Source organism: Streptomyces sp. NPDC047061, assembly GCF_040643955.1.
Classification (GTDB): Bacteria; Actinomycetota; Actinomycetes; order Streptomycetales; family Streptomycetaceae; genus Streptomyces.
This window is the reverse complement of record NZ_JBEYVI010000029.1, coordinates 102,737-128,963: the sequence shown is the minus strand read 5'-3', so window position 1 is coordinate 128,963 and position 26,227 is coordinate 102,737. Positions and strand designations below refer to the sequence as shown.

At 69.9% G+C, this 26,227-nt stretch carries 22 protein-coding genes and 1 pseudogene; 12 read left to right on the top strand and 11 right to left on the bottom strand.

Annotated features, from left to right (window positions below; all coding sequences use genetic code 11):
• Positions 1-44: 44 nt before the first annotated feature.
• A complete protein-coding gene (locus ABZ887_RS33795) occupies positions 45-905 on the bottom strand; it encodes a mycofactocin-coupled SDR family oxidoreductase (RefSeq protein ID WP_361297831.1) in 861 nt (286 codons plus the stop codon).
• A gap of 231 nt (positions 906-1,136) precedes the next feature.
• Between ABZ887_RS33795 and ABZ887_RS33790 the strand changes: the two genes are divergently transcribed.
• From ABZ887_RS33790 to ABZ887_RS33770, 5 genes are all read left to right on the top strand, one after another.
• Complete coding sequence (locus ABZ887_RS33790) at positions 1,137-2,579, top strand: aldehyde dehydrogenase family protein (protein ID WP_361297828.1); 1,443 nt, start codon at positions 1,137-1,139, stop codon at positions 2,577-2,579.
• A gap of 57 nt (positions 2,580-2,636) precedes the next feature.
• Complete coding sequence (locus tag ABZ887_RS33785; protein WP_361297825.1) at positions 2,637-3,230, top strand: TetR/AcrR family transcriptional regulator; 594 nt, start codon at positions 2,637-2,639, stop codon at positions 3,228-3,230.
• Positions 3,231-3,675: 445 nt separating this feature from the next.
• Complete coding sequence (locus ABZ887_RS33780) at positions 3,676-5,049, top strand: ABC transporter substrate-binding protein (protein WP_361297822.1); 1,374 nt, start codon at positions 3,676-3,678, stop codon at positions 5,047-5,049.
• Between the two features lie 39 nt (positions 5,050-5,088).
• On the top strand, positions 5,089-5,280 hold the full coding sequence (locus ABZ887_RS33775) for a ferredoxin (protein WP_361297917.1): 192 nt from the start codon (positions 5,089-5,091) through the stop codon (positions 5,278-5,280).
• Between the two features lie 150 nt (positions 5,281-5,430).
• The gene (locus ABZ887_RS33770) at positions 5,431-6,255 is read left to right on the top strand and encodes an NAD(P)-dependent oxidoreductase (protein WP_361297819.1); all 825 of its coding nucleotides are present in this window, start codon (positions 5,431-5,433) and stop codon (positions 6,253-6,255) included.
• Between the two features lie 28 nt (positions 6,256-6,283).
• On the opposite strand, the gene ABZ887_RS33765 is transcribed toward ABZ887_RS33770, so the two are convergent.
• Positions 6,284-6,865 carry a TetR/AcrR family transcriptional regulator gene (locus tag ABZ887_RS33765; RefSeq protein ID WP_361297816.1) on the bottom strand — a complete coding sequence of 194 codons (582 nt, stop codon included), beginning with the start codon at positions 6,863-6,865 and terminating at the stop codon, positions 6,284-6,286.
• Positions 6,866-6,998: 133 nt separating this feature from the next.
• Here ABZ887_RS33765 and ABZ887_RS33760 point away from each other — a divergent pair, with 133 nt between their 5' ends.
• The 4 genes from ABZ887_RS33760 to ABZ887_RS33745 are packed head-to-tail and all read left to right on the top strand — an operon-like array spanning position 6,999 to position 10,211.
• On the top strand, positions 6,999-8,015 hold the full coding sequence (locus ABZ887_RS33760) for a zinc-binding dehydrogenase (protein WP_361297813.1): 1,017 nt from the start codon (positions 6,999-7,001) through the stop codon (positions 8,013-8,015).
• Between the two features lie 37 nt (positions 8,016-8,052).
• Entirely contained in the window at positions 8,053-8,589 is a 537-nt protein-coding gene (locus ABZ887_RS33755) for a nuclear transport factor 2 family protein (RefSeq protein ID WP_361297810.1), read from the top strand.
• Complete coding sequence (locus ABZ887_RS33750; protein WP_361297808.1) at positions 8,586-9,425, top strand: NAD(P)-dependent oxidoreductase; 840 nt, start codon at positions 8,586-8,588, stop codon at positions 9,423-9,425. The genes ABZ887_RS33755 and ABZ887_RS33750 overlap by 4 nt, the downstream gene beginning before the upstream one ends.
• A gap of 15 nt (positions 9,426-9,440) precedes the next feature.
• On the top strand, positions 9,441-10,211 hold the full coding sequence (locus ABZ887_RS33745; RefSeq protein ID WP_361297805.1) for an SDR family NAD(P)-dependent oxidoreductase: 771 nt from the start codon (positions 9,441-9,443) through the stop codon (positions 10,209-10,211).
• Positions 10,212-10,229: 18 nt separating this feature from the next.
• On the opposite strand, the gene ABZ887_RS33740 is transcribed toward ABZ887_RS33745, so the two are convergent.
• Together ABZ887_RS33740 and ABZ887_RS33735 are read right to left on the bottom strand one after the other, a co-directional pair.
• Positions 10,230-10,388 carry a hypothetical protein gene (locus ABZ887_RS33740; protein ID WP_361297802.1) on the bottom strand — a complete coding sequence of 53 codons (159 nt, stop codon included), beginning with the start codon at positions 10,386-10,388 and terminating at the stop codon, positions 10,230-10,232.
• Positions 10,389-10,577: 189 nt separating this feature from the next.
• Positions 10,578-11,582, bottom strand: a complete 1,005-nt coding sequence (locus ABZ887_RS33735) for a dienelactone hydrolase family protein (RefSeq protein WP_361297799.1) — start codon at positions 11,580-11,582, stop codon at positions 10,578-10,580.
• A gap of 192 nt (positions 11,583-11,774) precedes the next feature.
• Here ABZ887_RS33735 and ABZ887_RS33730 point away from each other — a divergent pair.
• Positions 11,775-12,095: pseudogene (locus ABZ887_RS33730) on the top strand (sugar ABC transporter permease); the annotation flags it as partial.
• Positions 12,096-12,145: 50 nt separating this feature from the next.
• On the opposite strand, the gene ABZ887_RS33725 reads toward ABZ887_RS33730, so the two are convergent.
• The 7 genes from ABZ887_RS33725 to ABZ887_RS33695 form a co-directional block, all read right to left on the bottom strand.
• Positions 12,146-13,678 carry a hypothetical protein gene (locus ABZ887_RS33725; protein ID WP_361297796.1) on the bottom strand — a complete coding sequence of 511 codons (1,533 nt, stop codon included), beginning with the start codon at positions 13,676-13,678 and terminating at the stop codon, positions 12,146-12,148.
• An 897-nt stretch (positions 13,679-14,575) separates the two neighbouring features.
• The gene (locus tag ABZ887_RS33720; RefSeq protein WP_361297793.1) at positions 14,576-16,054 is read right to left on the bottom strand and encodes an aldehyde dehydrogenase family protein; all 1,479 of its coding nucleotides are present in this window, start codon (positions 16,052-16,054) and stop codon (positions 14,576-14,578) included.
• Between the two features lie 128 nt (positions 16,055-16,182).
• Positions 16,183-17,184 (bottom strand): oligopeptide/dipeptide ABC transporter ATP-binding protein, encoded by a 1,002-nt coding sequence (locus tag ABZ887_RS33715; RefSeq protein WP_361297790.1) that lies wholly within the window; start codon positions 17,182-17,184, stop codon positions 16,183-16,185.
• Complete coding sequence (locus tag ABZ887_RS33710; protein ID WP_361297787.1) at positions 17,177-19,195, bottom strand: dipeptide/oligopeptide/nickel ABC transporter permease/ATP-binding protein; 2,019 nt, start codon at positions 19,193-19,195, stop codon at positions 17,177-17,179. Before ABZ887_RS33710 ends, ABZ887_RS33715 begins: the two co-directional genes overlap by 8 nt.
• Positions 19,192-20,130 (bottom strand): ABC transporter permease, encoded by a 939-nt coding sequence (locus ABZ887_RS33705; protein ID WP_361297784.1) that lies wholly within the window; start codon positions 20,128-20,130, stop codon positions 19,192-19,194. The genes ABZ887_RS33710 and ABZ887_RS33705 overlap by 4 nt, the downstream gene beginning before the upstream one ends.
• A 64-nt stretch (positions 20,131-20,194) precedes the next feature.
• A complete protein-coding gene (locus ABZ887_RS33700) occupies positions 20,195-21,820 on the bottom strand; it encodes an ABC transporter substrate-binding protein (protein ID WP_361297781.1) in 1,626 nt (541 codons plus the stop codon).
• Positions 21,821-22,394: 574 nt separating this feature from the next.
• Complete coding sequence (locus ABZ887_RS33695) at positions 22,395-23,198, bottom strand: IclR family transcriptional regulator (RefSeq protein ID WP_361297778.1); 804 nt, start codon at positions 23,196-23,198, stop codon at positions 22,395-22,397.
• A 205-nt stretch (positions 23,199-23,403) separates the two neighbouring features.
• Here ABZ887_RS33695 and ABZ887_RS33690 point away from each other — a divergent pair, with 205 nt between their 5' ends.
• Together ABZ887_RS33690 and ABZ887_RS33685 are read left to right on the top strand one after the other, a co-directional pair.
• A complete protein-coding gene (locus tag ABZ887_RS33690) occupies positions 23,404-24,228 on the top strand; it encodes an alpha/beta hydrolase-fold protein (protein ID WP_361297775.1) in 825 nt (274 codons plus the stop codon).
• 448 nt (positions 24,229-24,676) lie between these two features.
• Positions 24,677-26,209, top strand: coding sequence for a carboxylesterase family protein (locus ABZ887_RS33685; RefSeq protein WP_361297772.1), 1,533 nt, complete (start codon positions 24,677-24,679; stop codon positions 26,207-26,209).
• The last annotated feature ends 18 nt before the right edge of the window (positions 26,210-26,227 follow it).

Below are 26,227 nucleotides of genomic sequence, written 5' to 3'. Positions count from 1 at the left end.
GTCAGGCACGCTCAGAGCGGCCCGAGGGGGTGCGGCCGGGCTGGTCAGAGGTGGAAGTCGTACGACTTGAGGTAACCGCCCGCGTCCACGCGGAACTGCAGTCCGGTGACATAGCGGGCCTCGTCGGAGGCGAGGAAGAGCACGGCGTTGCTGATGTCGAGGGGCTCCACCCAGCCGATCGGCATGGCCTGCTGGACCGAGAAGCCGGGCTCCGCGTCCTCGCGGGTCGGGTGCTCCAGGTCCGGGCGGAAGGCCTGGTACATGGGCTCGCTGAACAGCATGTCGGTACCGACGTTGGTCGGATGCACCACGTTGGCCCGGATCTTGCGCGGTGCCAGCTCACGTGCCAGGTCGTGGACGTACTGCGCCAGCATCCGCTTGGCCACCATGTAGCCCATCCCGCCGGGGTCCTTCCCCACCTCCTGCATGGGCAGCGCGTTCACATACGCCGCCGTCGACCCGGTCGCGATGACCGAAGCCCCTTCCTCCAGATGAGGGAGCGCCACATTGATCGCGTTGACCGTGCCCATCAGGTTGGTGTCGATCACGTCGGCCCAGGCCTGGAGCGGGGGCTCGCCCTTCATCGCGGCGATCCCCGCCTGTGCCACCACGATGTCCACGTGGCCCAGTTCGGAGAGCCCGCGCTCCAGAGCCCCGCGCATCTGGTCCCGTTCGCGTACGTCGGCCTGGACCGCGACGATGCGGCGCCCCAGTGCCCCGACCAGGCGGACGGTCTCCTTCATGTCGTCGGGAGTAGCGAGCGAGTACTTGATCGTCTCGATGTCACGGCACACGTCCACCGCGATGATGTCGGCGCCCTCCTCCGCCAACCGCACGGCGTGGCTGCGGCCCTGACCGCGCGCCGCGCCTGTGATGAAGGCGACCTTGCCCTGCACACGTCCCATTCGCAGAACCCCATTTCCGGATTGCGTCACGCGGCCCGAGCGACCGGCGGCTAGCCGATCGACTAGGAAGGTAGCCGATCGGCTATTCAGCGGCAAGATGAGTCTGCTAGAAAGAGAACGGTGTTTTCACTTGGACCCATATGCGCAGGGAGACGACATGCGAACTCGGCGACCAAGGCGCGAACTTGGTGATGGCGCGGAGCGGAACGCCACTACGGGACGGACTGCGCAGTGACCGAGACCAGGCGTCTGCTCATCGACGGAAAGCTGGTCGAGGGCGGGCGGACGTTCGCCACGCTCAACCCCGCCACCGGCGCGGTGTTCGGCCAGGCGCCGGATGCCACACCCGCCGATGCCGAAGCCGCCGTCGCGGCGGCCCGTCGGACGTTCGACGCCGGCGGCTGGGCGACCGACCGGGCGCTGCGGGTGCGCTGCCTCGACCAGCTCCACAAGGCGCTGATCGAACACAAGGAAGAGCTGCGGGAGTTGACCATCAGGGAGGTGGGCGCCACCCGCATGTCCACCCACTCGAATCAGCTGGAGGCGGCCTTCGAGATCGTTCGGTACTACGCCGACCTGCTTCCCGGGTACCCGATGACCGAGACGCTGGCCGACGTGGACTTCCGCGGGAAGACCCACCGGCGATGGATGGAGAGGGAGCCCGCCGGGGTCGTCGCCGCCATCGTGGCGTACAACTACCCCACCCAGCTGGCTCTGGCGAAGCTGGCGCCCGCGCTGGCCGCCGGATGCACGGTGGTGCTCAAGGCCGCACCGGACACCCCGCTGATCACTCTGGCCCTCGGCGAGCTGATCGCGGAACACACGGACATCCCGGCCGGCGTGGTCAACGTACTCACCTCCTCCGGGGCGGACGTGGGCGAGGTACTGACCACTCACCCGGATGTGGACCTGATCACCTTCACCGGCTCGACCGCCACGGGCCGCCGGATCATGGCGGCGGCGAGCGGGACCGTCAAGCGGGTCTTCCTGGAGCTCGGCGGGAAGTCGGCCATGGTCGTGCTGGACGATGCCGATGTGGAGACCGCCGCCACGTTCTCCACCTTCTCCGTCTGCGCCCATGCCGGTCAGGGCTGCGCGATCGCCACCCGGATGCTGGTCCCCAGGGCGCAGCACGACGCCATCGCCGAGCGGGTCGCGGCCATGATGAGCACCATCACCTACGGTGACCCGGGTGCGCCCGAGACCTACATGGGACCGTTGATCAGCGAACGACAGCGGGACAAGGTGGACGGCATGGTCCGCCGTGCGGCCGCGGCTGGGGCCAGGCTGGTGACGGGGGGCCGGAAGGCGGACCCGGGTTTCTTCTACGCGCCCACCCTGCTCGCCGATGTCGATCCGGACAGCGAGGTGGCCCAGCAGGAGGTCTTCGGTCCGGTCCTGGCGGTCATCCCGCACGACGGGGACGACGACGCGGTACGTATCGCCAACAACTCGATCTACGGTCTGTCCGGGGTGGTGATGAGCCGTGACGAGGAGCGGGCCGTCGCCGTGGCGCGACGGATCCGCAGTGGAACGTTCAGCATCAACGGCGGCAACTTCGCCGGACCGGACGCGCCCTTCGGAGGTTACAAACAGTCGGGCATCGGGCGGGAGATGGGCGTCGCGGGGTTGGAAGAGTTCCTGGAACGCAAGACGATCGCGGCACCGAGGTGATCTCCGCTGGGCGTGGGCGATCGGCCGACGCCGGCACGTTCTGGTTATCCTCAGGAGGTGATCTCCGCCGAGCCTCCTGCCGACGGGCCGTCGGTCCTCCCTGTCCACAGTCCGGCCAAGGCCAGGATCGTCAGCGCCGCGGCGGACCTGTTCGCGGAACACGGTGTCGGGGGAACGTCGTTGCAGATGATCGCCGCCGCCATCGGCGTGACCAAGGCGGCTGTCTATCACCAGTTCAAGACGAAGGACGAGATCGTCGTCGCCGCGGTCGAGGAGGAACTCGCCCGGCTGACGGGGGCGATGGACGAGGCCGAGGCGGAGGCGGGGGCGAGCGCCGAGTTGGTGCGGGAAGCGCTGCTCGCCAGGATCGTCGAGCTCGCCCTCGATCGCCGCCGCATGGAGTTCGCCCTCGTCGGTGATCCGGTCATCGGCCGCTACTTCGCCGGCCACGAGCCGTTCCGACGGGTCGTGGAGCGCCTGTACCGCCTTCTGACGGGGGAGGCCGGCCCTGAGGCCCGGATGCGGGCCGCGATGCTCACCGCCGCCATCGGCGGTGCGGCCATGCACCCGCTCGTCGCTGAACTCGACACGGAGACCGTCCGGGCGCAACTGCTCGATCTCGGCCGGCGGTTCCTGGACCTTCCCGGCTGAGCAGGGGTTGCTTTGCCCTGCGTGTCGTGCTGTCCCGGATGCCATGCCGACCGGCCTGCTCGCCCGGACGTGGCCGTGCGCCTTCGTGAACCGGCTATCAGATTCTCTGCTTCGGATGCTTGATTGGCCGAATCAGAGAATGTAACTTCCGGCAGTGCGGGCAAGAAGGGGCCGGGCGACTGACGGCGGGGCCGCCTTCGACGGTTCGCCCATCAGCCCGGGTCGCTGACGGCCGACGCCGCTCGGCACTACATCGGGCCGACCGCTCTGAGATGGAACGAAGCCCTTCACCGGGCTCGGCGTTGATCCAACCCGACGCCCCCGTACAGCGAGTGGGATGTCAGCCAATCGGCCTTCCCCGCCGATGGTGCATGCGCAGCCGCACCGTCCCGCTCTTCTCCCACCTCTCTCGGACGACGGTGTCCGAGCTCCCCGAGGAGGCACCTTGCGCAGGCTCCTGATAGGAACGGTCACCGCGGGCGCGGTACTGCTGACCGGCTGCTCCGGCCACTCCGATGCCGGCGAGGCGGAGACGGGCGCGCCCTCCTCCTCGAGTGCGTCCGCCTCGGCCCAGGCGGACTTCGGCACGCTGAAAGACGTGTGCGGGCCCGGCACCGCCAAGTCCTCCACCGTCCAAGGTGTCACGGACAAGGAGATCCAGGTCGGGGTCATGTCCGACGTCGGGTTCACCAAGAACTCCGAATTCCCGGACGCCGCCAAGGTGTTCACCTCCTGGTGCAATGACGCAGGGGGCATCAACGGCCGCAAGCTGGTTCCCGTCACACGTGACGCCAAGCTCACGCAGGTCCGCCAGCAGGTGCTGGCCGCCTGCAAGTCCGACTTCGCCCTGGTCGGCGGCGGCGCCGCGCTGGACGGCCTCGGCGTGACCGACCGGCTGAAGTGCCTGCTGCCCGACTTCCCGGCCCAGTCCACCCAGGCGGTCGGCTCCGACCTTCAGGCCCTGGCCACCGGCGCGGGCGTCGGCTACTTCCCCTACACCGGCTTCTACACCTGGCTGCTCAAGGACAAGTACCCGGACTCGGCGCAGAAGGTCGGCATCATCGCCGGTGACAGCCCGGTCAGCAAGGGGTTCGCCGCCCAGTACCAAGAGGCCGTCAAGGGTCTCGGTGGCAAGGTTTCCTACACCGACGTCTACCCGGCCGCCGGCGTCTCCGACTGGACGCCGTACGCCCAGGCCATCAAGAACAAGGGCGTCAAGGGCCTGACGTTCCTCGGGGACTTCGCGAGCCTGGCCAAACTGGAGCAGGCGCTCACCGACACCGGTTATGCCCCCGACTGGATCGACGCCAACAGCAACGCCTACGGCCCCGCGTTCCTGCAACTGGCGGCTCCGGCCCTGGCGAAGCAGCACAACTACGCCGAACTCTCCGCCACCGCACCGCTGGAGAGCGCCTCCTCCAATCCGGCCACCGAGCAGGTCATCGAGCTGTTCAAGAAGTACGCCCCTGACAAGCAGGTCACCTACCCGGTGCTGCGCGCCTTCTCGGCCTGGCTGCTGTTCGCCACTGCCGCGCGGGACTGCGCCTCACTGACCCGCAAGTGCGTCTACGACAACGCGATCAAGCAGACCGCGTGGACGGGCGGCGGCCTGCAGGCACCCGCCGACCTCAGCAAGAACGACATCCCACCCAAGTGCTACTCCATCGTCGAGGCGACGGCGAAGGGCTGGCAGGCGGCCGACTTCCAGCCCGACGACGGCCCGTACCGCTGCGACGCGCCCGCCTACAAGCTCAAGGGCGACTACGGCAAGCCGGTCACTCTCGCCGACGTCGGCAAGTCGCTGTCCGATCTCACCTGAGCCCGCGCACCAGACGTACCCGAAGGAGAGTTGAGCGACATGAAGGTACGGATCGACGGCAATCGCTGTCAGGGGCACACCCTGTGTGCGATGAGTGCCCCCGAGATCTTCGAACTGAACGAGTTCGACGGGCACTCCTCGGCAGTGACCGAGGAAGTGCCCGCGGGCCAGGAGGACGCGGTGGCCGAAGCCGTCCGATCCTGCCCCGAGCGCGCCATCACCGTGTCCTGAAGTTCGGGCGATTTCACGTGAGACGACGGGCTCCGGCTCGTCGACGGCAAGGCGGGTCGTGCCCGGCGGGCCCCACGGTCCGCCGGGGCGCGAACGCCGCGTCTCCGGCTCGTACCTACGTTTGTGCCTCCCCCTACTTAGGAGATGCCCATGCGTGTGGGCTTCATCGGCCTGGGCAGCCAGGGCGCCCCCATGGCCCGCCGGATCATCGACGCGGGTTTCGCGACCACCCTGTGGGCTCGACGGCCCGATTCGCTCGTCCCGTTCGCCGACACGACTGCCGATACAGCCGGCTCGCCGGCCGAACTGGCCGCCGCCAGCCACCTTGTGTGTCTGTGCGTGGTGAACGACGACGACGTCGAGCAGGTTGTCACGGGGCCGGACGGAGTGCTGTCCGGTCTGCGCGCCGGCGGCGTGATCGCTGTGCACTCCACCGTCCATCCCGACACCTGCCGCGACCTCGCGGCGAAGGCCCAGGCTGCTGGAGTCCACCTCCTCGACGCGCCCGTCAGCGGCGGTGGACCGGCCGCTGAGCGGGGCACACTGCTCGTCATGGCAGGCGGTGACCCGCAGGTCTTCGCTCGCAGCCGCCCCGTGTTCGCCGCCTACGGAGACCCTGTCGTCCACCTCGGGCCGATCGGCTCCGGTCAGATCGCCAAACTGCTGAACAACGTTCTCTTCGCCGCCCAGTTGGGGCTGGCCGCGGACATCCTGGGGCTCGGCGAAAAGCTGGGCCTCGCTCCGGATGGACTCGTAGGCGTTCTGCCGCGCGGCAGCGCGGCCAGCTTCGCGCTGGAGCGGGTCGCCGACGCGGGCGGCACCCTCGACCGTATCGGCGCACACGCCGGCAGCCTGCTCGCGAAGGACGTCCGTCTCTTCGCGGAGATCGCCGAAACAGCGGGCGTGGCCGACGGGCTGGATGCCGAGCAGGTGTGCGCAGTGGCGCGTTCGGCACTGGTGGCGATGGGACTTTGAGCGGAGTCCGGCTGTGCGGAGCCGTCGGCTAGCGCGGTTCGAGCATGCGGATCATCAGATCGACCGTGCGGTCCACTGGTGTACGGCGGGCGGTGGCGCCGGGCAGGAGGACACGGGTCAGGATCGCCCCGAGCAACATGTCGAAGGCGTCGTCGGGATCCACGGCGGGGTCGATGGAGCCCGGTGGAGCGGCCCGCAGGATCTCCTGGAACTGGGGGCGTGCGGAGACCCTCAGATTCAGCTCGGGTGGACGGGGCCGGGACGAGGACCGGTTGTACGCGAGGAGTCCGGCGGCGGCCGCACGCGCCGCCGGGGTGGTGAAGGCGGAGACGTACACACGCACGAACCGGCGCAGATCCGCACGGAGTTCACCGGTCGGCCGTACCGCGCTCTCGTCGAGGCCGGGGAAGGTGGCCTCCGCGATGAGCTCGATACGGGAGGGCCAACGCCGGTAGAGCGCCGAGGAATGTACCCCCGAGTGCGCGGCGACGGCCTGGATCGTCGTCGCCTCGAAACCCCGCTCGACCAGCAACTCGCGTGTCGCGGCAAGGGCGCGATCACTGATCGTCGCGTCACGCGGCCGTCCACGCCCTCGTCCAGAATCTGTCACGGTCACCATGGTAACGGCCCAGGTGAGATCGGTGACGGTGGCGAATTTCAGGAGATTGTCTTCTATAAATACGGCCGTGTGGCTACAGTCCGAAGGGACACGCGCCACGGTTCTTCAGGACAGGGAGCGACCCATGCGCGCAGCCGTGCTGCGGAACAAGACCGTGCGAACGAGGACGATCGCGGACCCGGTCCCGGGCCCCGGTCAACTTCTCGTCCGCTCACTGGCCTGCGGGATCTGCGCTTCTGATCTGCACTTCATGGACCATCCGGAAGCCGGCGTGGACGACGACAGTGGCATGTCGAACTACGACCAGGATGTCGACATCGTGATGGGGCACGAGTTCTGCGCGGAGGTGGTGGACTACGGGCCCGGCGTGGAGCGGCGGATACCGCTGGGCGCGCGGGTGAGCTCGCTGCCTGTCCTGGTCGTGCCCGACGGGCGGCGGATCATCGGGCAGAGCCCGGAAGCCCCGGGCGGGTTCGGTGAGTACTTCCTGGTGACCGAGGCGCTCACCCGGCGCGTGGAGTCGGACCTGCCCAGCGAAATCGTCTGCGTCGCCGACGCGATCGCGGTGGGCTGGTCGGCCGTTTCGCGTGCCGCGCTGAGTGCGCGGGAGGTGCCACTCGTCATCGGCTGCGGCGCCATCGGCCTGTCGGCGGTCGCCACGCTGAGGTCGTTGGGGATCGGTCCCGTCATCGCCGCCGACTTCGTGCCGTCCCGCCGCGAAACGGCCCGCCTCATGGGCGCGGACAGGGTTGTCGACCCCGCCGAGGTGTCACCGTACGAAGCCTGGAGGGACGTGGCCGGCGGCGACGCCGGCTGCGTGGTCTTCGAGTGCGTCGGTCTGCCGGGCGTGCTCGACTCGATCATCAAAGGCGGCCCGAGCCGCACCCGGATCTTCTCCATGGGTGGCCCGCCCGAAGGTGATCTCCTGCACACCCTCACCGCCAAACGCAAGGGCATCGCCGTCCAGTTCGGCGGTGGACCGTCGCCGGACCACTGGAACGAAGCCTTCGAGGCCGTGTGCTCCGGGCGGGTCGACGTCCGGCCGATGCTCGGCTGGTGCGTCGGCCTCGACGAAGTACCCCTGGCCCTGGACGCATCACGAGCGGCCGATGGGCCGGCCCGCATCGTCGTCATGCCCTGACCATCACCGTCGTGCCGTCGGAAGGGACTGCGAAACCGTGAACGAGATCGATGAACTCCGGCAGACAGTCGCGGAGTTGACCCGGAGGGTCCGCGAATTGGAGGACCAGGCGGACATCGCGCAACTGGTCGCCCAGTACGGTCCCGCCGTCGACAGCGGCTCGGGCGACGCGGCAGCCGCCCTGTGGACCGAAGACGGGACCTTCGATGTCGTCGGGCACTTCCGTATGCGGGGCCACGACGACATCGCGGGAATGGTCCACGGCAGGGGGCATCAGCATCTGATCCACAACGGCTGCGCGCATGTGCTGACAGCACCTCACATCGAGGTCGACGGCGACCGGGCCACCGGACGCAACTACGCCCTCAACATCCGCTGGGACGCCGAGGCGGACAGGTTCTGGGTGGCCCGGGTCTCGGCCAACACCTGGCGCTGGGCCCGCACCGCCGACGGGTGGCGGGTCGTCGAACGGATCAACGCCAACCTGGACGGCTCCGCCGACCACCGGCACCTGCTGGCTCCGACGGCAGGCCCCGCTGCCGACCACACCCGTCCCGTCCAGGAGGCGCGGTGAAGATCGGATTCATCGGCCCCGGCCGTATGGGGCGGCCGATGATCGACCGACTGGTCGAGGCCGGACACGACGTCACCGTCCACGCACGTCGCTCACGAACCCGTTCCGCCGTCCAGGCTGATGGACTCACCGCCGCCGATACCGTGCCGGCCACGGTCGAGGGAGCCGATGCGGTGTTCGTCGCCGTACTGACGGACCAACAAGTACGGGCCACTTGCCTCGGCGTGGACGGGGCGATCGCGGCCATGGCTCCGGGGACGACCCTCGTACAGCACACGACCTGCGACCCCGGGACCCTCGCCGCCCTCGCCGAGGCCGGCGCCACACGAGGCGTGGACGTCCTGGACGCCGCCCTGTCGGGCGGACCGCACGACATCCGGGCGGGCAGCCTCACCCTGTGGGTCGGGGGCGACGAGGCAGTGCTGCACCGGGTCCGCCCTCTCCTGGAGTCGTACGCCTCGCCCGTGCTGCATGTGGGCGCCCCCGGCGACGGACAGCGGGTCAAACTCGTCAACAACGCCCTCTTCGTCGCCCAGGTGGGCCTGGTCGTCGATGCCGTACGCATCGCGGCCTCGCTCGGCGTGCCGGAGCCGACGATTCTGGCCGCGCTGGGCCATGGCAGCGGCGCGAGCCGAGCCCTGGCGGTCGTGGCGCGAGGAGGCTCGGTCGACTCGGTCGCGGACCGGCTGGCCGATCTGATGCGCAAGGACGTCGGCGTGGTACGTGAGGTCGCCGATCGCGCGGGTGCCGACCTCGGAGTCATCGGTGCGGTCCTGGCCTCGGACGCCGTCGAGGAACGCGTGCTGCGCACCGTGCCCGCTCCGAAGAATCCCTGATGAGAGGCGACGAGCGTGAAGAATTCCGATTACGGTCCCTGGGGAGTCGTCGCCGGGGGTTCCGACGGTGTAGGAGCCGCGTTCGCCAGGGCCATGGCCGCGCGCGGCATCAACCTCGTTCTCGTGGCCCGCCGTGTGCCCGTGCTGAAGGAGACAGCCGAGGCGATCCGGGCCGAGCACGGCGTTGAGGTCCGCAGCCTCGCACTCGACCTGAGTGAACCGGACGCCCTCGCCGAACTCGCGCGCGCCACAGCTGACGTGGAGGTCGGCCTTTTCGTCCACAACGCCGGCAGCGATGACAGCGCCGCTGCCTTCCTCGACCGGGAACGCGCGGACCACCTGAGGCTCGTACGGCGCAACTGCGTCGGCGTACTGGAAGCGGCCCACCACTTCGGCGCCCTGATGGTCGCGCGAGGACACGGCGGGATGGTCTTCGTGACCTCGGGAGCGGCCTGGGCGGGCGGCGCCACCCGGGCCACCTACGGGGCCACCAAGGCGTTCGGACTCGTCCTGGCCGAGTCCCTGTGGGCGGAGTGGCGGGGTGCCGGTGTGGACGTCCTGGCACTAGTCCTGGGCCGCACGGACACTCCGTCGCTGCGTCGGCTCCTCCCCGACCAGAGCGCGGCACCCGCCGGTCTCGCAGATCCCGCCGAGGTGGCCGAAGAGGCCCTGACCCACCTCGGCGACGGACCGACCTGGATCCACGGGAGTCCCGATCCCGCCGGCGGCTCACCGCTCGGTGCCCTCAGTCGCCGTGACGCGGTGATCGCGATGAGTCCACGCTGAAGTCCCGCGGGAGCAGCTCTATGTGAACCTGGCCAGCGCCACCTCCCAGAAATTCGAGGGACAGGTGAGCGTCCCGGCGGCGATCGCCTCGGTGATCATGTGATCGACGCCGGGCCGCACCGTGTACGTGTGCGCGATGCCGTACCGCGTGAGCAGCTCGCCGAAGGAATGCCACACGGCGGGCAACTCCGGCGCGTGCGGTGACGACGCAGGCGAGCTCCCAGGAGAGACCATGGCGAGGAGCAGGTGACCGACCCCATGCTCAACGGCCACCGGACATGGCTCGACGGCCTCGTCCCCGCCGCCAGGTAGCCCCCCACCCTTGTGGGCGGGGGAGGAGTACCAGGATCGTGAAGCCGGTCCGGTTCAGTGCTGGAAGGACCGGCGGATCTCCTTCTTCAGGCGTTTCAGACTGGCCTGCTCCGCGGAGGCATTCGCGGGGTTCGTGCCGGACGGATCCTCGCCCAGTCGCATGAAGGCGTGGTCCGCGCCGGTGTAGACGACGGGGTCGTAGTACTTCCCGGCGGCTGCCATCTCCTCGGTGGTCGCCTGGAGGCTGTTCATCACGCGGGTGTCGGTCTCACCGTAGAAGCCGTGGACCGGTACCGAGATCCGGTCGACCGGATAGTCGGTGAGTCCCTCGGTGCGGTGGCAGCCTTGTGTGACGGCGGGCGGACCGACGTCGTAGAACACGAACACCGAGTCGACCGACTTGGTGCCCGTCGCGGCGTACCGGAAGGCTGCTCCTCCGCCCCAGGAGAGTCCGACGATGTCGGTCTGGCCGGTGGAACGGGGCAGGTGCCTGGCGTAGTTCACCCAAGCGCTGATGCGGGCGCTGACCTCCTCGTCGGGGACGGCCGTGACGAGGTCGGAGGTCCCTCCACCGGTGCCGGTGAGGGTCCGGGCGTCGCCGCCGCCGTCGGGCCCGAGCCCGGAGATCATGTCGGGTGTGATGGCGATGTAGCCCATCGCGGCGATCTCGTCCGCGGTGTTGCGCGTGGAGTCGGTCAGCCCGAACACCTCGTGCAGCACGAGGACCACCGGCGCGTTCTTCCTGCCGACGGGGTAGGCCACCCAGGCCCTCATCGTCTGTCCGTGGAAGCGCAGGCTCACCCAACGAGACGTGCGCGGTGACGCGGCCAGTTTCTCGGTAGCGAAGGACTGCGAGGCCTGCTGAGAGGTCCAGCCCGAGGTGGGGGTGGCGGACTGCGTGCCGGTGACGGACGGACAGGGCGTGGCGGAAGCGGTCGAGGTGTCGGAGGCCTGCGTGGCCGCGAAGCCCTGCCCGCCCGCCACGGTGGTCTCGCCCGCGAGGAGGGCGGCCGACAGCAGCAGCGTCGCCGACAGTCTGGCGAGCGGCCCGCGCACCACGCGTTGCCGCCTCGCTCTGGATCCCTTACCAATCATGGTGATCACCTGATCCTGGTAGAAGGTGACGTTGGTGGCTGTGGTCTGCAGCGTGCGGATGCTCGTGTCGCGGAGGCGGCCGCGCGACCGGGACAACCGCGATCTGGTCGGCCTGGACCCTGCGGGCCGGCCGAGTGCTCCGGGCTGTCACCGACGCTGTCGGCGGGTGGCCGGCCACCATCCTCACCACGAGAAGGTCATGACGATCACCTCGGGGCTTCATCACGCCGTTCCTAATCGTGTTCGCCCTGGTCCTCCTCGCGCCCATCGGTTCCTCCGACTCCCTCAGCCTGTTCCAGGACTGCCTCATCGGAGGCACCACCTTCATTGGGCTCCACCACTACCGGCAGGCGTTCGAGGACGCGTACTTCCAGTCCGGACTCGGGAGGGTGGCGCTCTTTCCCCGCTGTCCCGGTGTCCGTCATGCTCGGCATCGCCCAGCTGGTCGCCCTGGCCCTGGACAGCGGACGGCTGTTCGTCGTCGGGCGGAAAGCAACCCGGAAGCGGCGAGTTCCTCGGGAATTTCCTTAGACCGCCTTGCTGGTCCCGAGGTGCGCCTGGGCGAACGTCCAGAAGCCGGTCCCGTTGTATCCGGTGTCGAACGGCGTCCCGAAGCCGTAGTCGTCGCCCTTGCCGAAATAGGTGTTCTCCAGCCAGCTGAACCTGTCGCCCGTCTGGCCGCCGTAGGCCTGCGCGAGACGGTAGAGCGCGCCCTCGTACTCGTCGTTCGTCGCGTGGCTGTCGTCGAGTCCGGTCTGTGCGTCCGAAACCGCCCGGGAAAAGATGTCGTGGTAGGCCTGGGTGACCCACGTTTCCGCTTCGGGGACGTCGGAGCCGTCTCCGGTGCTGGACACCGCGACGGCGACGAGTGCGTTCCGAGCTTTCTCGACCGCCACGGCGAGCGCGGTGTTCGCGGCCGCGCCGCGTGAGAAGCCGATGGTGACGCCGGCAGTGGCGAACCACTGGATGGCGGGTATGTCGTTCTCGCCCATCCAGTACATGGCCCTGAACGGCTGGGTGGGCCTGTTCCAGGGTTCCGAGTACTGCAACGTCAGGCGCGAGTCCGTGAACGCCGCTCCGTCGACCAGCTCGGCCAGGTCCCCCGACGAGTCAAGGCTCACGTCGAGGACCACGTTCCTGCCGACCGCGCGTTCCAGGTGCCACCCTTTGGCGTCCATCCAGTACAGGACCATGTTCTGACTCTGCGGACGCCCCTCGACATTCTTGTTGGGGAAGCTGACGGTGGAGGGATTCGGCTTGTCCGTACTGCCGTCACCGTGCCCCACGATGGTGAATTTCGTGACATCGCGGCTCCTGCTCACCGTGTTCGCGAAAGCGACGTCCTTGACGGTCGCGTCGATCGCGGTCACCACGCCCTTCGTGAGGGTGAGGCGATAGCTGATCCCCCGCATCAGAGTCACGGCGTTGACGAAGTCGACGACGGCGTCCGCATAGCTCTCGTTCGAGCCCTGCAACAGCACTTGGACGTTGTACGACCAGGTTCCGTCCGCGTTCTCCCACAGCCCGCTACCGCCATTGATGTCAAGGCGATCCGCGCTGTACCCACCGTTGCCGTTCGGGGTGGGCACCGGCACGTCGTTGACCGTCACCGCACCCGCCGCGATCAGGGCCGCCACCCCCTGCTTGGCGTCCCCGCCACTGAAGAGACTGTCATTGGACGCGTCGGTTATTCCTGTGACGCCGTCCGCGTCGATCGTCCTCGTGGTGGTGTCAGGACGACGGGGCGCCGCGGAAGCGGCCGACGACACTGACGCCAAGGACGTGGCGAGTGCTGAGGTCAGCGAAAGACCGATAAAGTCACGGCGTGTCTTCTTCACGTGAGTGAGGCTCCTAGGTCGATGAGACGCTTGTGGCCGCGTGGTGGGCCGGTACCCCATCAGGCGGTTGGGGGAGGGGCGCGTCGGCGCTGTCGCCGCCAGCGACGATCCAGTCGGTGTTGCCGGGAAGCGGTGCCGGTTGTGGCGCAGGTAGCGCACGGCGGCCTTGAGGTCGGCGATGCAGGCTGAGGCCTTGCCGTAGTAGGTGCCGTCGGCAGTCACGTTGTCCCGGCCCCGGACGCACGGTTCGACCACGACCGAGCCGTTGGCCGGCGAGTAGAGGGCGTTGTTCTGGCGCGGGGCGGCACCCTGGCCCGCGCCGTTGCCTCACAGCCCCGCCGTCGATCTCGACGGGGACGCTGAGGTTCAGGCTCTGGTAGGCCGCGGCGACCGGCTTCGCCACGTAGGTGATGGCTTTGCTGAAGTGGTGAGTGACCGTGTGGTCGCCGCTGCCGGTGGTGATGGTGGTCGTCAGCGCCGAGTAGTCGTCCTTGTCGAACACCAGTGACACGTAGTCTCCCGAGTTGGGCGTGGCGGCCGTGGTGCTGCCGGTCGATGGGGCGGCGTTCGCCGGGGTGGCCGAGGGGGCTGTGATGGCGGGACCTCTGCCGCGGTGGTTATTGCGGATATGACAGTCCTGCGCTTCCTGGTCAGGAAGGCTCTTCTCGGTCGGCGGCGCCCACGCTAGATTTCTGTTGGCGATATTGTCAACAATATGTGGTGGCTATTGACCAGTTCACAGCTTCGCGGCTGCCCCGCCGATGAACGGGAGCGCGGCGCACTTCCGTGAACTCGTGGAAGACGACGCGCATTCTGACGGCCGGGATCGGGACGGCGCCCCTGCGGTGATGACGCTGCTCGGCCTCGACACCCCTGCGCGCTCGGCGAGTGTCATCTGCGACAGGGGTGGCCCGACCCGGATTCAGGGGACGAAGGACTGCCGTATCGCCTTCTTCAGGAGCCTCGGAATGGCCTGCTCCGCAGCGGGGTTCGCCGCATTCGCGTCGGACGGATTCTCACGTGTGCTGTCGCGGTGCTGACGGCACCATGCGGCGTTCCTGCCTCTCTGCAGATCGGTCCGCCACGGGCGCCCGCCACCCGTGGCGGACGCTGCGGGACTCAACCGGCGTTGATGACAACGCACTTCACCTGGGTCCAGTCCTCCAGGTAGTCGGGGCCCATGGAGCGTCCGAACCCGCTGTGCTTGTAGCCGCCGAAGGGTGCGCCGATGGCACCGGCGGGTCCGCCGTCGCCCACCGTGTTGACGGCGATCTGGCCGGCCTGGACCCGGCGGGCGAGACGTAGGGCGCGCCCGATGTCCTGGGTCCAGACGGTGGCGGTCAGGCCGTAGCGGGTGCCGTTGGCGATGGCGACGGCTTCCTCCTCGTCCTCGTAGGTGAGGACGGACAGGACCGGGCCGAAGATCTCCTCCTGGGCGATCCGCATCTCCGGCTTCACCCGGTCGAAGAGGGTCGGCTCGACGAAGTACCCGTCGGTGTACGGCTGGCCGGTCAACTTGCCGCCGCCGACGACGACTTCGGCGCCTTCCTCCCGGCCGATGGCGAGGTAGTCCAGCACCCGCTTCTCCTGCCGGGCGTTGATGAGCGGTCCCATGTCTACGGGCTGGTCCCACAGCCCGACCCGGACCGCGCGGAACGCGTCCGCGACCTCGGAGACGAGCCGGTCGTGGAGGGAGGGGTGGACCAGGACGCGGGAGCCGGCGGCGCAGACCTGGCCGCTGTTCATGATGATGCTGCGGACGATCGCGGGTACGGCCTTGGCGAGGTCGGCGTCGGGCAGCACGATCTGCGGTGACTTGCCGCCGAGTTCGAGCTGGAGGGGGATGAGGTTGCGGGCGCAGGCCTCCATCACGGCGGTGCCGGTGGCGGGAGAGCCGGTGAAGGACATCTTGCGGATGCCCGGGTGGGCGGGCAGGGCCGCGCCGGCCTCCGAGCCGTACCCCGTGACGACGTTGAGGACGCCGGGCGGGAGGCCCGCCTCCTGGGCGAGGCGGGCCAGGTAGAGGGCGGTGAGCGGGGCGTCCTCGGCGGGCTTGAGCACGACGGTGTTGCCGGCGGCGATGGGGGCGGCGGTGTTGAAGACGGTCATCGGGCCGGGGGCGTTCCAGGGGATGATCGCGCCGACCACGCCGTAGGGCTCGCGCAGGGTCAGGCCCAGGACGTCCGGGGAGCGCGTGGGCAGGGTGTCGCCGAAGACCTTGTCCGCCTTGCCCGCGAGATAGGTCAGGCGTGCGGCGATGGGGGAGGGGCCGACCGGGTGGCCGACCTCGATGGCTTCGAGGCGGTTGATGTCGTCGTCGTGCTCGCGTACCAGCTCGGCCCAGCGGTAGAGGAGCTCACCGCGGGTGGCCGGGCTGGTGTCGCGCCAGGCGGGCAGTGCCGCCTCGGCGGCGCGTACGGCGTCGTCGATGTCCTCGGAGCTGCCGCGCGGGACACGGGCCACCAGCGCACCGGTGGCCGGGTTCACCACGTCGATGGTCGTCTTGGAGCGGGCGGGGACCCACTCGCCGGCGATGAGGTGGGTGCCGTCGGGGAGCAGGGCGGGGATGTCGAGAGGGGCGGGGGCGGTGGTGGTCATCTTGCTCCTTGACGGAATGGGGGCGGGGACTCCGGCCGACTCGGCGACGGAGAGAGGGCGAGGCGTCGGGCCGTCGCGGCCGGGACCGTGCGGGAGTCCGCGGCCGCGACGTGACACGCGGGCCGCGCTCAGGCGGCCTCGGACGTGATCTGGTCGTAGCGGTGGCAGGCGACGGCGATCCCGTCGTGGTCGGTCAGTTCCGGGCGGGTCGTCCAGCAGGTGTCCTGGGCGAACGGGCAACGGGGAGCGAAGTCGCATCCCCGGTTCGTACGGTCCGCCGGCGGGGTGGCGGCGGTCGTCCGCCGCCGCTCGGCCTGGCGGCGGCGCTGGACCTCGGGGTCCGGCACCGGAGCCGCGGCCAGCAGCGCGCGCGTGTAGGGATGGGAGGGACGGCCGGCGACCAGGGCCGCCGGGCCGCTCTCGACGACCCGGCCGGCGTAGAGGACGACGATCCGGTCACTGAGGTAGCGCACCACCGACAGGTCGTGCGAGATGAACAGGTAGCTGAGCCCGCGCGTGCGCTTGAGGCTGGCGAGGAGGTTGAGCACCTGGGCCTGGACGGAGAGGTCGAGGGCGCTGACCGCCTCGTCGCAGACGATGAAGTCCGGTTCCATCACCAGCGCCCTGGCGATGGCGATGCGCTGGCGCTGGCCGCCGGAGAACGCCGACGGATAGCGGTGCATCGCGCCGGGCGGCAGGCCCACGTCGTCAAGCGCCGCCAGCACCCGCTCGCGGATGGTGTCCTCGGGCAGACCCAGGTTGTGGCGCAGCGCCTCGGCGAGCGTGTCGCCGATCGTGTGGGCGGGGTTCATGGAGCCGTACGGGTCCTGGAAGACGACCTGCATACGGCGGGCCAGCAGCCGGCGGTCCGCACGGGAGCTGTGGGTGATGTCCGCTCCGTCGAAGGCGACGCGGCCGCCGGTCGCGGGGACCAGTCCGAGGACGGCCGAGCCGATGCTCGACTTGCCCGAGCCGGACTCGCCCACCAGGCCGACGGTTTCGCCGGGACGCACCGTCAGATCCACGCCGCGTACCGCGTTGACGGCCCCGCCGCGACGGCCGGCCCTGCGGTAGGTGACGCTGAGGTCGCGCACATCGAGGAGCGCGGCGGTGCCGGTGTGTTCAGTCATGCGCTGCTTCTCCGATCAGCTCGGCGGGCCGGATGCACCTGGCCGAGCGCTCCAGGGCCGCCAACTGCGAGATGACGACCGGCTTTTCGCGGCACTCCTCGGTCACCCGCGGGCAGCGGTTCTGGAAGTGGCAGCCGACCGGCCACTGCGAAGGCGGCGGTACGGCACCCTCCACGGCGGGCAACGGCTCGCCCGGCACCGCGTGGTGCGGGTCGGAGCTCAGCAGGCCGGCGGTGTAGGGATGGGCCGGTGCGGTGACGAGTGCGGTGACCTCGGCCTCTTCGACGACTTCGCCGGCGTACATCACCACGGCCCGGTCGCACAGGTCGGCGAGCACGCCCCAGTCGTGGGTGATGAGGATGACGGCCGTTCCGGACTTCCGCAGCTCGCGCAGCAGGTCGAGGATTTCGGCCTGCACGGTCACGTCGAGCGCGGTGGTCGGCTCGTCGGCGATCACCAGGACCGGGTCACCGGCCAACGCGGCCGCGATGCCGACCCGTTGGGCCATGCCGCCGGACAGCTGGTGCGGGTAGCTCGCCGCGACGCGGGCCGGGTCGGGCAGCCGTACCAGCTCGAAGAGTTCCAGGGCGCGCTGCCGGGCCTCCTTGCGGGTGCAGCCGGTGTGGACGCGGACGGCCTCCGCCACCTGGGCGCCCGCGGTGAACGACGGGTCCAGGCTGGAGATGGGGTCCTGGGAGATCCATCCGATACGACGGCCCCGTATCCGGTGCAGCGAAGCGGCGTCGGCGTGGGCGAGGTCCTCGTCCTCGAACCGGATGGTGCCGGAGGTGATCTCGCCGCCGGGGGGCAGCATGCCGAGCAGCGAGGTGGCCGTGACGGTCTTTCCGCAGCCGGTCTCGCCCACGATGCCCAGCACCTCGCCGGCCCGCAGGTCGAAGGAGACGTCCCGGATGACGTCGGTCGGTGCCCCGTCGACGGGCAGTGCGACGGTCAGTCCGCGGACCGACAGCAGTGCGTCCGGTGCGGGTTCGGCCGGCGTGGTGAGGGATGTCCTGGGTGCCGCGAGCAGGTTCTGCCGAGCGGCGCGACGACGGGACGGCGGCTTGTCGGCCGGGGGCGCGTACCGCTCGGCCAGGGTGTCGCGCAGCGCGTCGCTGAGCAGGCCGAGCGCCAGGATGAAGCTGATGATCATGAAGCCGGAGGGGACGAGGAGCCAGGGGTCGGTGCCGATGTTCTTGGACGCCTCGGCGATCATGCTGCCCCAGCTGGCCTGGGTGGTGCCGAGGCCGAGGAAGCCGAGGCCGGTCTCGAGGAGCACGGCGTAGGCGCCGTACACCGAGGCCTGGACGAGCACGACGCCGGAGACGCGGGGCAGCACATGGCGGCGGATGATGACCCGGTCGCGGATGCCGTTCGCGACGGCGGCGCGGATGTACAGCTCCTCCTTGACGCCGAGGGTGGCCGAGCGGACGACCCGGGCGAGCAGCGGGGCGCCGAGCAGGCCGTTGGCGGCCATCGCGGCGCTCTCGTTGCCGGTGAACACCGAGAGGACGACCAGCAGCACGATGATGACCGGCACGGCGGAGACGAGGTCGGCGGTCTTGAGGACGAGCCGGTCGAACCATCCGCCCCGGTACCCGGCGAGCATGCCCGTGGGGACACCGAGCGTCAGATACACGGCGAGGGTGATCAGGACGCCGAGCAGGGTGACCTGCCCGCCGTGCATGAGCCGGCTCAGCACGTCCCGGCCCAGCTCGCCGGTGCCCAGCCAGTGGGCAGCGCTCGGGGGTTGCAGCGCGGCCGTCAGATCCTGCTCGTCGGGGCCGTAGGGAGCGATCCAGTCGGCGAGCAGGGTGGCGAGAAGCACCAGCAGGAGGTAGCCGGCGGAGGCCACCGCGGTGGGCTTGCGCATGAGCCGGGCGGTGAGGCCGCGCGAGGTGACGGCCGCTCGCCTGACAGCGGGGGCGGTCTCCGCGCCCGTGCGCCGGGAATCCGGGCTGCCGGAGTCCGTGCTCTTCGGGTCCACACCCTTCATGTCGGTGCCTTTCATGTCCGCACCTTCGGGTTGAGCATCGTGTACACCACTTCGATCAGCAGGTTGATCAGCATCACCGTGACGGTGAAGACGAGGGCCACGCCCTGGACCATCGGGATGTCCTGCGTGGTCGCGGCGGTCACGGCCAGCCCGCCCAGGCCGGGCATCACGAACAGGGTCTCGGCGAGGACGGTGCCGCCGAACAGCGTCACGACGACCACGCCCAGCACGGTGACGATCGGGGCGGCGGCGTTGCGCAGCACGTGCCGGAAGATCACTGACCGTTCCGGGATGCCGCGCGCCCGCAGCACCCTGACGTACTCCCGGTTCAGCTGGGTCAGCACACCGTCCCGGGTCTGCTTGGCCACCGGCGCGGTGGCCGGTACGCCGAGCGTCAGCACGGGCAGCACCAGCGACTCGAACCACTGCGTCGGCGACTCGGTGAAGGGGACGTACCCGGTGGCCGGGAAGAGCGGCAGCTGCACGGCGAACGCCGTCATCAGCACCAGGCCGAACCAGAAGTTCGGCACCGCCAGCCCGACCAGCGAGATGCCGTCCACGGCCCGTCCCAGCCAGCCGCCCTTCAGCGCGCTGAGGACACCGAGCGCCACCCCGGCGACGGCGGCCACCAGGATCGCGCCGCCGATGAGCGACAGCGTGACGGCCAGCCGGGAGCTCAGCTGGTCGCTCACCGGTACGCCCGAGGTGATGGAGTCGCCCAGGTCGCCGTGGAAGACGCCGGTCAGCCAGTCCCAGTAGCGGACCGGCAGGGAGTGGTCGAGGCCGAGCTGGGCGTCGAGTGCCTTGACCTGGGCGGGGCTCGCGTTCGCGCCCAGGATCGTACGACCGGGGTCGCCCGGGACCAGGCTGGTCAGGACAAACGTCAGAACGGAGACGCCGAACACCACGGGGACGGCGCCGACGAACCAGCGGAAGAGGATCCTGTGCATCTCACCTCACTCCTTTCTTGGGCCGGGCGGCCCCCGTTGTCAGGCCGGGGGCCGCCCGGAGCGCTTACTTGGTGGCGTAGAAGGCCAGCGGACTGGCGAAGGGCGCGCCCGCGCTCACCTTGACGCCGCCGGTGCCGGGGCGGACGTAGTAGTTGACGGGGGTGAAGGCGACCGGGGCGTACCAGGCGTTCTTCACCAGGTACTCCTGCATCTGCTGGTCCAGCGTGGCCCGCTCGGCGGGCTCCGCGGCGGCGGCCTTGTTGAAGAGGCTGGTCAGTTCCGGGGCGGTGCTGCCGAAGCCGTTGAAGACCTTCGAACCGGGCATGAACAGGTCCAGGCCCTCCAGGTACATCGGCTCCTCGGTGAAACCGCCGGAGACCGCCGGGTACTTCTTGTTGGTCTGGTTCTCCACGAACGAGGTGATGCTGGTGACGGCGGTGACCTTCACCTTGATGCCGACCTTTTCGAGCTGGCCGGCGATGGCCTGGGCCATGGTGTCGAAGCCGACGAACGTGGCGGCGAGGACGGAGAGCTGGAAGCCGTTCGGGTAGCCGGCTTCCTTGAGCAGCTGCTTGGCCTTGGTGGGGTTGTAGGTGTAGTAGTCGGCGAGGTCCTCGGAGTAGCCGTCGCCGCCCTTGATGACGGTCTGGACGGTCGGCGTACCGCTGGAGCCGAGCAGCGCCTTCGTCACCGCGTCCCGGTCGATCGCGTAGTTGATCGCCTGCCGGACCCGGACGTCTCCGAGCGGCTTGGAGACCTCACCGGCGCGGTCGATCAGGCTCAGTCCCTGCAGGATCACCGGCAGTCCGACGGTCGACATGCCCGCCGACTTGGCGGAGGCCGCGGAGGTGTAGTCACCCTTGTAGACGTCGATCTGCCCGGTCTTCATGGCGTTGACCGCGGTCTGACCGTTCTGCACGATCTTCATCACGATCTTCTTGTAGTTCTGCTTGGACTTGTCGTAGTAGTCCGGGTTGGCGGTGTAGGTGTAGTGGTCGCCCGCCACGCTGTCGGAGGGCGAGTAGACGTAGGGGCCCGCGCCCGCGCTGGCCTTGGTCGGGGTCAGGGCCGTGGGGTCGGCCAGGCCCTTGGGGCTGATGATCTGGCCGATGCCGTAGGACTGGGTCAGCAGGGTCGGCAGGATCGGGTTCGCCTTGGCCAGCTTGATGGTCAGCCCGAGGTCACCCGAGGTCGTGATGGTCGCGTCGGCCAGATAGTGCGCCTGGTTGCCCTGCGCCTTCTTGGCGTACTCCAGCGACGCCTTCACCGCCGCGGCGTCCACAGGGGTGCCGTCGGCGAACTTGACGCCCGAGCGGAGCGTGACGGACAGCTCCTTGTTGCCGCTGCCGACGTACTTCCAGGACTTCGCGAGCGCCGGTTCGACCTTGCCGTCGGGGGAGAGGTAGAACAGCGACTCGTACGACAGCATCGTGAAGTCGACGAAACCGAGGTCGAGGCTGCCCGGGTTCATGGTGGGCGGCGCCTGCTGCTCAGCGACGGTCAGGGTGTCGCCGGCGACCTTGGTGCCGCTGGTGGAGCCACTACCGGCGGCGCCACCACCGGTGCTGCCCCCGCACGCGGCCAGCGTGAGGGTGAGGGCGGTGCCCAGGGCGGCAAGGCTCAATCCGGAACGGGCGAGCCGACGTGTTCTCGGCGCGGCCGGTCGGGGTGCGGCATCGTGGGACGTCATTGTCTCTCCTTGCTCTGAGCTCGGCGGGACGCGGCTGCGCCCTCGGGGCGGGGATGCACTGGGTCAGTCCGCCGGAGGGTCGGCTCCGCGCACGTCGGCGGAACGGCCGTGAGGGTCAGGGGGGATGCGCGGCCTGAGCGGCGTGTACCGGACGTGGACCACGGAAGTCGCACGGACCGGTGGTGTCCTGTGGGGGCGTCCGCCTGCGCCTGTTCTGCGGGAGTGGGCGAGTCGGCCTAAGGGCCGAAGGGGGAGGGGTCGCGTCGCGAGGACCGCTGTGCGGCAACGGCCATGGGCCGTGTGACGTCGGCGGTCACCGATGAGCGGCGTCGAACCGGAGGTGCTCCCGCTGCTCGCAGGGTGATGCTCAGGGGTACTGCCACACCGGGGGCTGGCCGGTGAACCGGGGCGAGATCGACCCGGTGCTGTAACCCTGCTGAAACGGTGCGGCGGTGTCTAGCGGTCGTACAAGAGCAAATTGGTCACAGATCCGAAAGATAAGCATGCGGGACGCGCTCTGTACGGCTGGTTCGCCGCGCTGCGGGCGGTTGGCGCGGTTGCAGCCGTGCCGGTCTCAGCCCAGCAGGCCGTGCAGTGCGCCGGCGGTCGCGCGGATGGGATCGGCCCAGCTCAGGAGCGTGTCGCGGGACTCCAGGTAGGTGATGGCCGAGATGCTGACGCCGCCGACGACAGCCCCCTTGGTGTCGCGGACCGGCGCGCCGATGCAGCGTACACCGATCTCGTTCTCCTCCTCGTCGAGGGCGTAGCCCCGCTCGCGTACCTGCGCGAGTTCCGCGCGGAGGTCGGTGAGGTCGGTGAGGGTGTGCTCGGTGCGGGCCGCCAGTCCGACGCGCTCCATCAGCGCGGTGAGTTCGTCGTCGCTCAGGCCGGAGAGGATGCACTTGCCGATCGACGTGGCGTGCAACGCCAGTTGCATGCCCACCCGGGACGAGGTCTGCACCGGCTTGGGGCTGGCCACCTTGATGAGGCAGGTGGCCGCGTCCCCGGTGCGCACCCCCAGATGCACGGTGCTTCCGACGTGCCGGCTGAGCACTTCGAGTTCGGCGCGCATCACCTGGTCCTCCTCGCAGCCCTGGGTGACGCGGGCGGCGAGGGCTCTCAGCCGCGGCCCGGGGCCGTAGCCGCCGGTGCCGTCGGAGGCGAGGAAGGACGTCGCCACCAGGTTGTTCAGGATGCGGTGCGCGCTGGCCTTCGGGACCCCGGCCGTCGTGGCGACCTCGCCCAGGCGGTGCGGATATCCGGGCGCCACGGCGGCTTCCAGCAGGTTGAGGGCCTTGTCGGTGGCGTTTCCCGCGAGGGAGGCACGTCCCCCGCGACCTCCAGTCTGAGAGTCCTCCGAAAATTCGATCCCGGCCATTGACAGGCTCCCGTCTCACGGTTTCACTGATGAGCGTTCCGCTAGAGGATACGCCATTCCACGTAACGGAACGCCGCCCGGAGTGGCGGAGCCGGAGGGCTGCCGGCATCCGTCCCGGAGGATCCCGGGCTCTTATGTGAGACCCACCGAGAGGACAAGCCCCGTGGCCGAGAAGGTTCACAAGGTACGCACGACACTCGAGCAGATGGCAGAGATCGAACAGCAGTGGATCGACGAGGTCCAGGAAGACCAGGAGCTCACCACTTTCGGTCTCTACCCCCAGCCCTCGCGCGGAAGCGCGGATGCCCAGGGCAGCTACCAGCTCTACCTCCCGCCGCAGTACGAGACCGAGCCGGAGCGGCGCTTCCCTGTCATCTACTGGCTGCACGGCGGGTTCGGCAATGCCCGGCAGGGTTCAGAAATGGTTGCGCGGATCGACAAGGCGATCCGGGGCGAGGTCATGCCGCCGGCGATCGTGGTCGTACCGCAGATCCTGCCGATCGGCTGGTACGTCGACTCCAAGGACGGCGCCCGCCCGCTCGCCCAGATCACCGCCTTCGACCTGGTGCACCACATGGACACCACCTACCGCACGATCCCCGAGGCCCAGGCCCGCACCGTCGAGGGCTTCTCCATGGGCGGGTTCGGCGCCCTGCACCTCGGCCTGAAGTACCCGAAGGTCTTCGGCAAGGTGTCCGCGGTCGCCCCCGCGATCCTGCGCGACCTCAAGGACGAGCCCGAGGACCGGGTCAACAACACCTACTTCGGCGACCAGGAGTACTACGACCTCTGCCACCCCTGGAGCCTGGTCCTCGCGGGCGCCCCCGAACTGCGCCGCACCAGCCAGGTCCGGCTGCTCTCCGGCCGCCTCGACACCCGCCTCGCACCCACCATCCGCGACCTGGACAACCGCTTCACCGACCTCGAAGTGCCGCACGACTTCTTCGAGTTCCCCGACGCCGACCACGAGTACGCGGACATCATGGACGGCTACGGCGACAAGTACTACGCCTGGTGGCGCACCGCCTGATCATTTCCCCCCGGCCGCGCGGGGCGGCCGGCGCCAGGCCTTGGAGGCCTGGCGGCGCCCCGTGAGCCGACCTCCGGTCCCTTGCCCGCCGTCGGCGGGTGAGCGGACCCGCCCCCGCGCGGAGCGGGCGGCTCTCCGGCGCGGGCAGCGGCGGCTGTGTCTCCTCACCGGTCCGCGGCCCGCGGCGCACCCCGCCGCCACCGCACCGCACCGCATCGCATCGCACACGCCGCGTTCCGCGAAGACGGACGGTGTGCGCCGTCCCGGCGGTAGGCCGGGACCGTACGTGGCCGGACTTCTGCGGCTGTTCCTGCTCTTGCTTCGCCGTGGCCTGGCGTGGCGTGGCAGGCATGCCCGCCCCGCGGCGCACAGGCTCTCCCGACGCGGACATGGTTCATCGGCCGGCCGCGTCCGGCAACTCCAGGAAAGAGCAGGAAAGAGAACGCGCATGCCCCTTCCATGCCCCACGGCGCGTACCGAGTACGGTCTCGTCTCCGGGACCGATGCCCTGCTGCCCGGAGTCACGGCGTACAAAGGGGTTCCCTACGCGGCGAGCACGGAGGGCCGGAACCGCTGGCGCGCCCCGAGCGCACTCGCCGCCTGGGACGGCACCAGGCCCGCCGACACCTTCGGCCCCATCTGTCCCCAGCCTCCCTCCGAACTCGCCGATCCGGCGCTCCCGCGGGGCGAGGACTGTCTCAACCTGAACATCTGGACCGCCGCCGGGCAGCCGGACGAGCGCCTCCCCGTACTGGTCTGGCTGCACGGCGGTCGCTTTCTCTACGGCTCCGGGAGCGACCCGCAGTACGACGGATCCGCCCTCGCGGCCAAGGGCCTGGTGGTGGTCACCGTCAACAGCCGTCTCGGCGCCCTGGGTTACCTCGCCACACCGGAACTAAGCGCCGAATCGGCCGACGGAACCTCCGGCAACTACGGCCTGCTCGACCAGATCGCCGCCCTGCACTGGGTGCGGCGCAACATCGCGGCCTTCGGCGGCGACCCCGGCCGGGTCACGATCGCCGGTCAGTCGTCCGGGGCCGCGTCCGTGATGGACCTCGTCTACTCCCCGTCGGCCGCCGGCCTCTTCCACGCGGCCGTCGCCGACAGCGCCGTACTGCATCCCAGGGATCCGGCGATCGCCACCCTCGCCCCCTCGCACCGCACCCTCGCGCAGGCGGAGCGGGATGGGGCCGCCTACGCGCGCGAGCGGGGCGCCGCCACACCGGAGCAACTGCGCGCCCTGCCGCTCGACACCCTGGTGAGCGGCAGCGCGGCCGACGATCCCCGCATCCCCGGAACTCCGCCCCCGCCACTCTTCAGGCCGGTCGTCGACGGCACGGTGCTTCCCGACACCTACGCCGGTGTCCTTGCCGCCGGCACCCAGAACGACGTACCGCTGCTGCTCGGGAACAACCGTGACGAGAGCGGAGCCGGGCCCGGCGTCGCGCTGACCGTGGAGGAGTACGAACGCCGGGCGGCCGGTCGGTACGGGGATTTCACGGCGGAGTTCCTGACGCTGTATCCGGCGACGACCGACGCCCAAGCGAGCGCGCGGCACACCGCCGCTCGTGCTGACTCCGCACGCACCAGCACCCACCTGTGGGCGGGGGAGTGGGCCAGGGGCGCCCGCAGTCCGGTCTTCACGCACTTCTGGACCCGCACCCCGCCCGGCCCCGAAGGGGCGGCGCGCGGGGCGTTCCACGGGTCGGAGATCCCCTATCTGCTCGGCTCCCTGCACGCCCTGGACCGGCCGTGGACCGAGGCGGACCGGCACACGTCGGCGCTGCTGACCGCGTACCTGGCCAACTTCGCGGCGACCGGCGATCCCAACGGTCCGGATCTGCCCGCCTGGCCCGCGACCCGTCCCGACCGGTCCGAGGTCTTCGAGTCCGGCCAGGGCTGGGCCCCGATCCCGCTGGCCGACCCGGCGCGGACGGACTTCCACCGCCGCTTCCTCCAGGCGCAGACCACCGCCTGGTGACCGCGACCTCCCACCGAA

Excerpts from the sequence above, each read along its gene's own strand:
- ABZ887_RS33795 (WP_361297831.1), bottom strand. The coding sequence starts at position 905 with ATGGGACGTGTGCAGGGCAAGGTCGCCTTCATCACAGGCGCGGCGCGC.
- ABZ887_RS33775 (WP_361297917.1), top strand. The coding sequence starts at position 5,089 with ATGAAGGTACGGATCGACGGCAATCGCTGTCAGGGGCACACCCTGTGT.
- ABZ887_RS33770 (WP_361297819.1), top strand. The coding sequence starts at position 5,431 with ATGCGTGTGGGCTTCATCGGCCTGGGCAGCCAGGGCGCCCCCATGGCC.
- ABZ887_RS33760 (WP_361297813.1), top strand. The coding sequence starts at position 6,999 with ATGCGCGCAGCCGTGCTGCGGAACAAGACCGTGCGAACGAGGACGATC.
- ABZ887_RS33720 (WP_361297793.1), bottom strand. The coding sequence starts at position 16,054 with ATGACCACCACCGCCCCCGCCCCTCTCGACATCCCCGCCCTGCTCCCC.
- ABZ887_RS33715 (WP_361297790.1), bottom strand. The coding sequence starts at position 17,184 with ATGACTGAACACACCGGCACCGCCGCGCTCCTCGATGTGCGCGACCTC.
- ABZ887_RS33710 (WP_361297787.1), bottom strand. The coding sequence starts at position 19,195 with ATGAAAGGCACCGACATGAAGGGTGTGGACCCGAAGAGCACGGACTCC.
- ABZ887_RS33705 (WP_361297784.1), bottom strand. The coding sequence starts at position 20,130 with ATGCACAGGATCCTCTTCCGCTGGTTCGTCGGCGCCGTCCCCGTGGTG.
- ABZ887_RS33700 (WP_361297781.1), bottom strand. The coding sequence starts at position 21,820 with ATGACGTCCCACGATGCCGCACCCCGACCGGCCGCGCCGAGAACACGT.
- ABZ887_RS33695 (WP_361297778.1), bottom strand. The coding sequence starts at position 23,198 with ATGGCCGGGATCGAATTTTCGGAGGACTCTCAGACTGGAGGTCGCGGG.
- ABZ887_RS33690 (WP_361297775.1), top strand. The coding sequence starts at position 23,404 with ATGGCAGAGATCGAACAGCAGTGGATCGACGAGGTCCAGGAAGACCAG.
- ABZ887_RS33685 (WP_361297772.1), top strand. The coding sequence starts at position 24,677 with ATGCCCCTTCCATGCCCCACGGCGCGTACCGAGTACGGTCTCGTCTCC.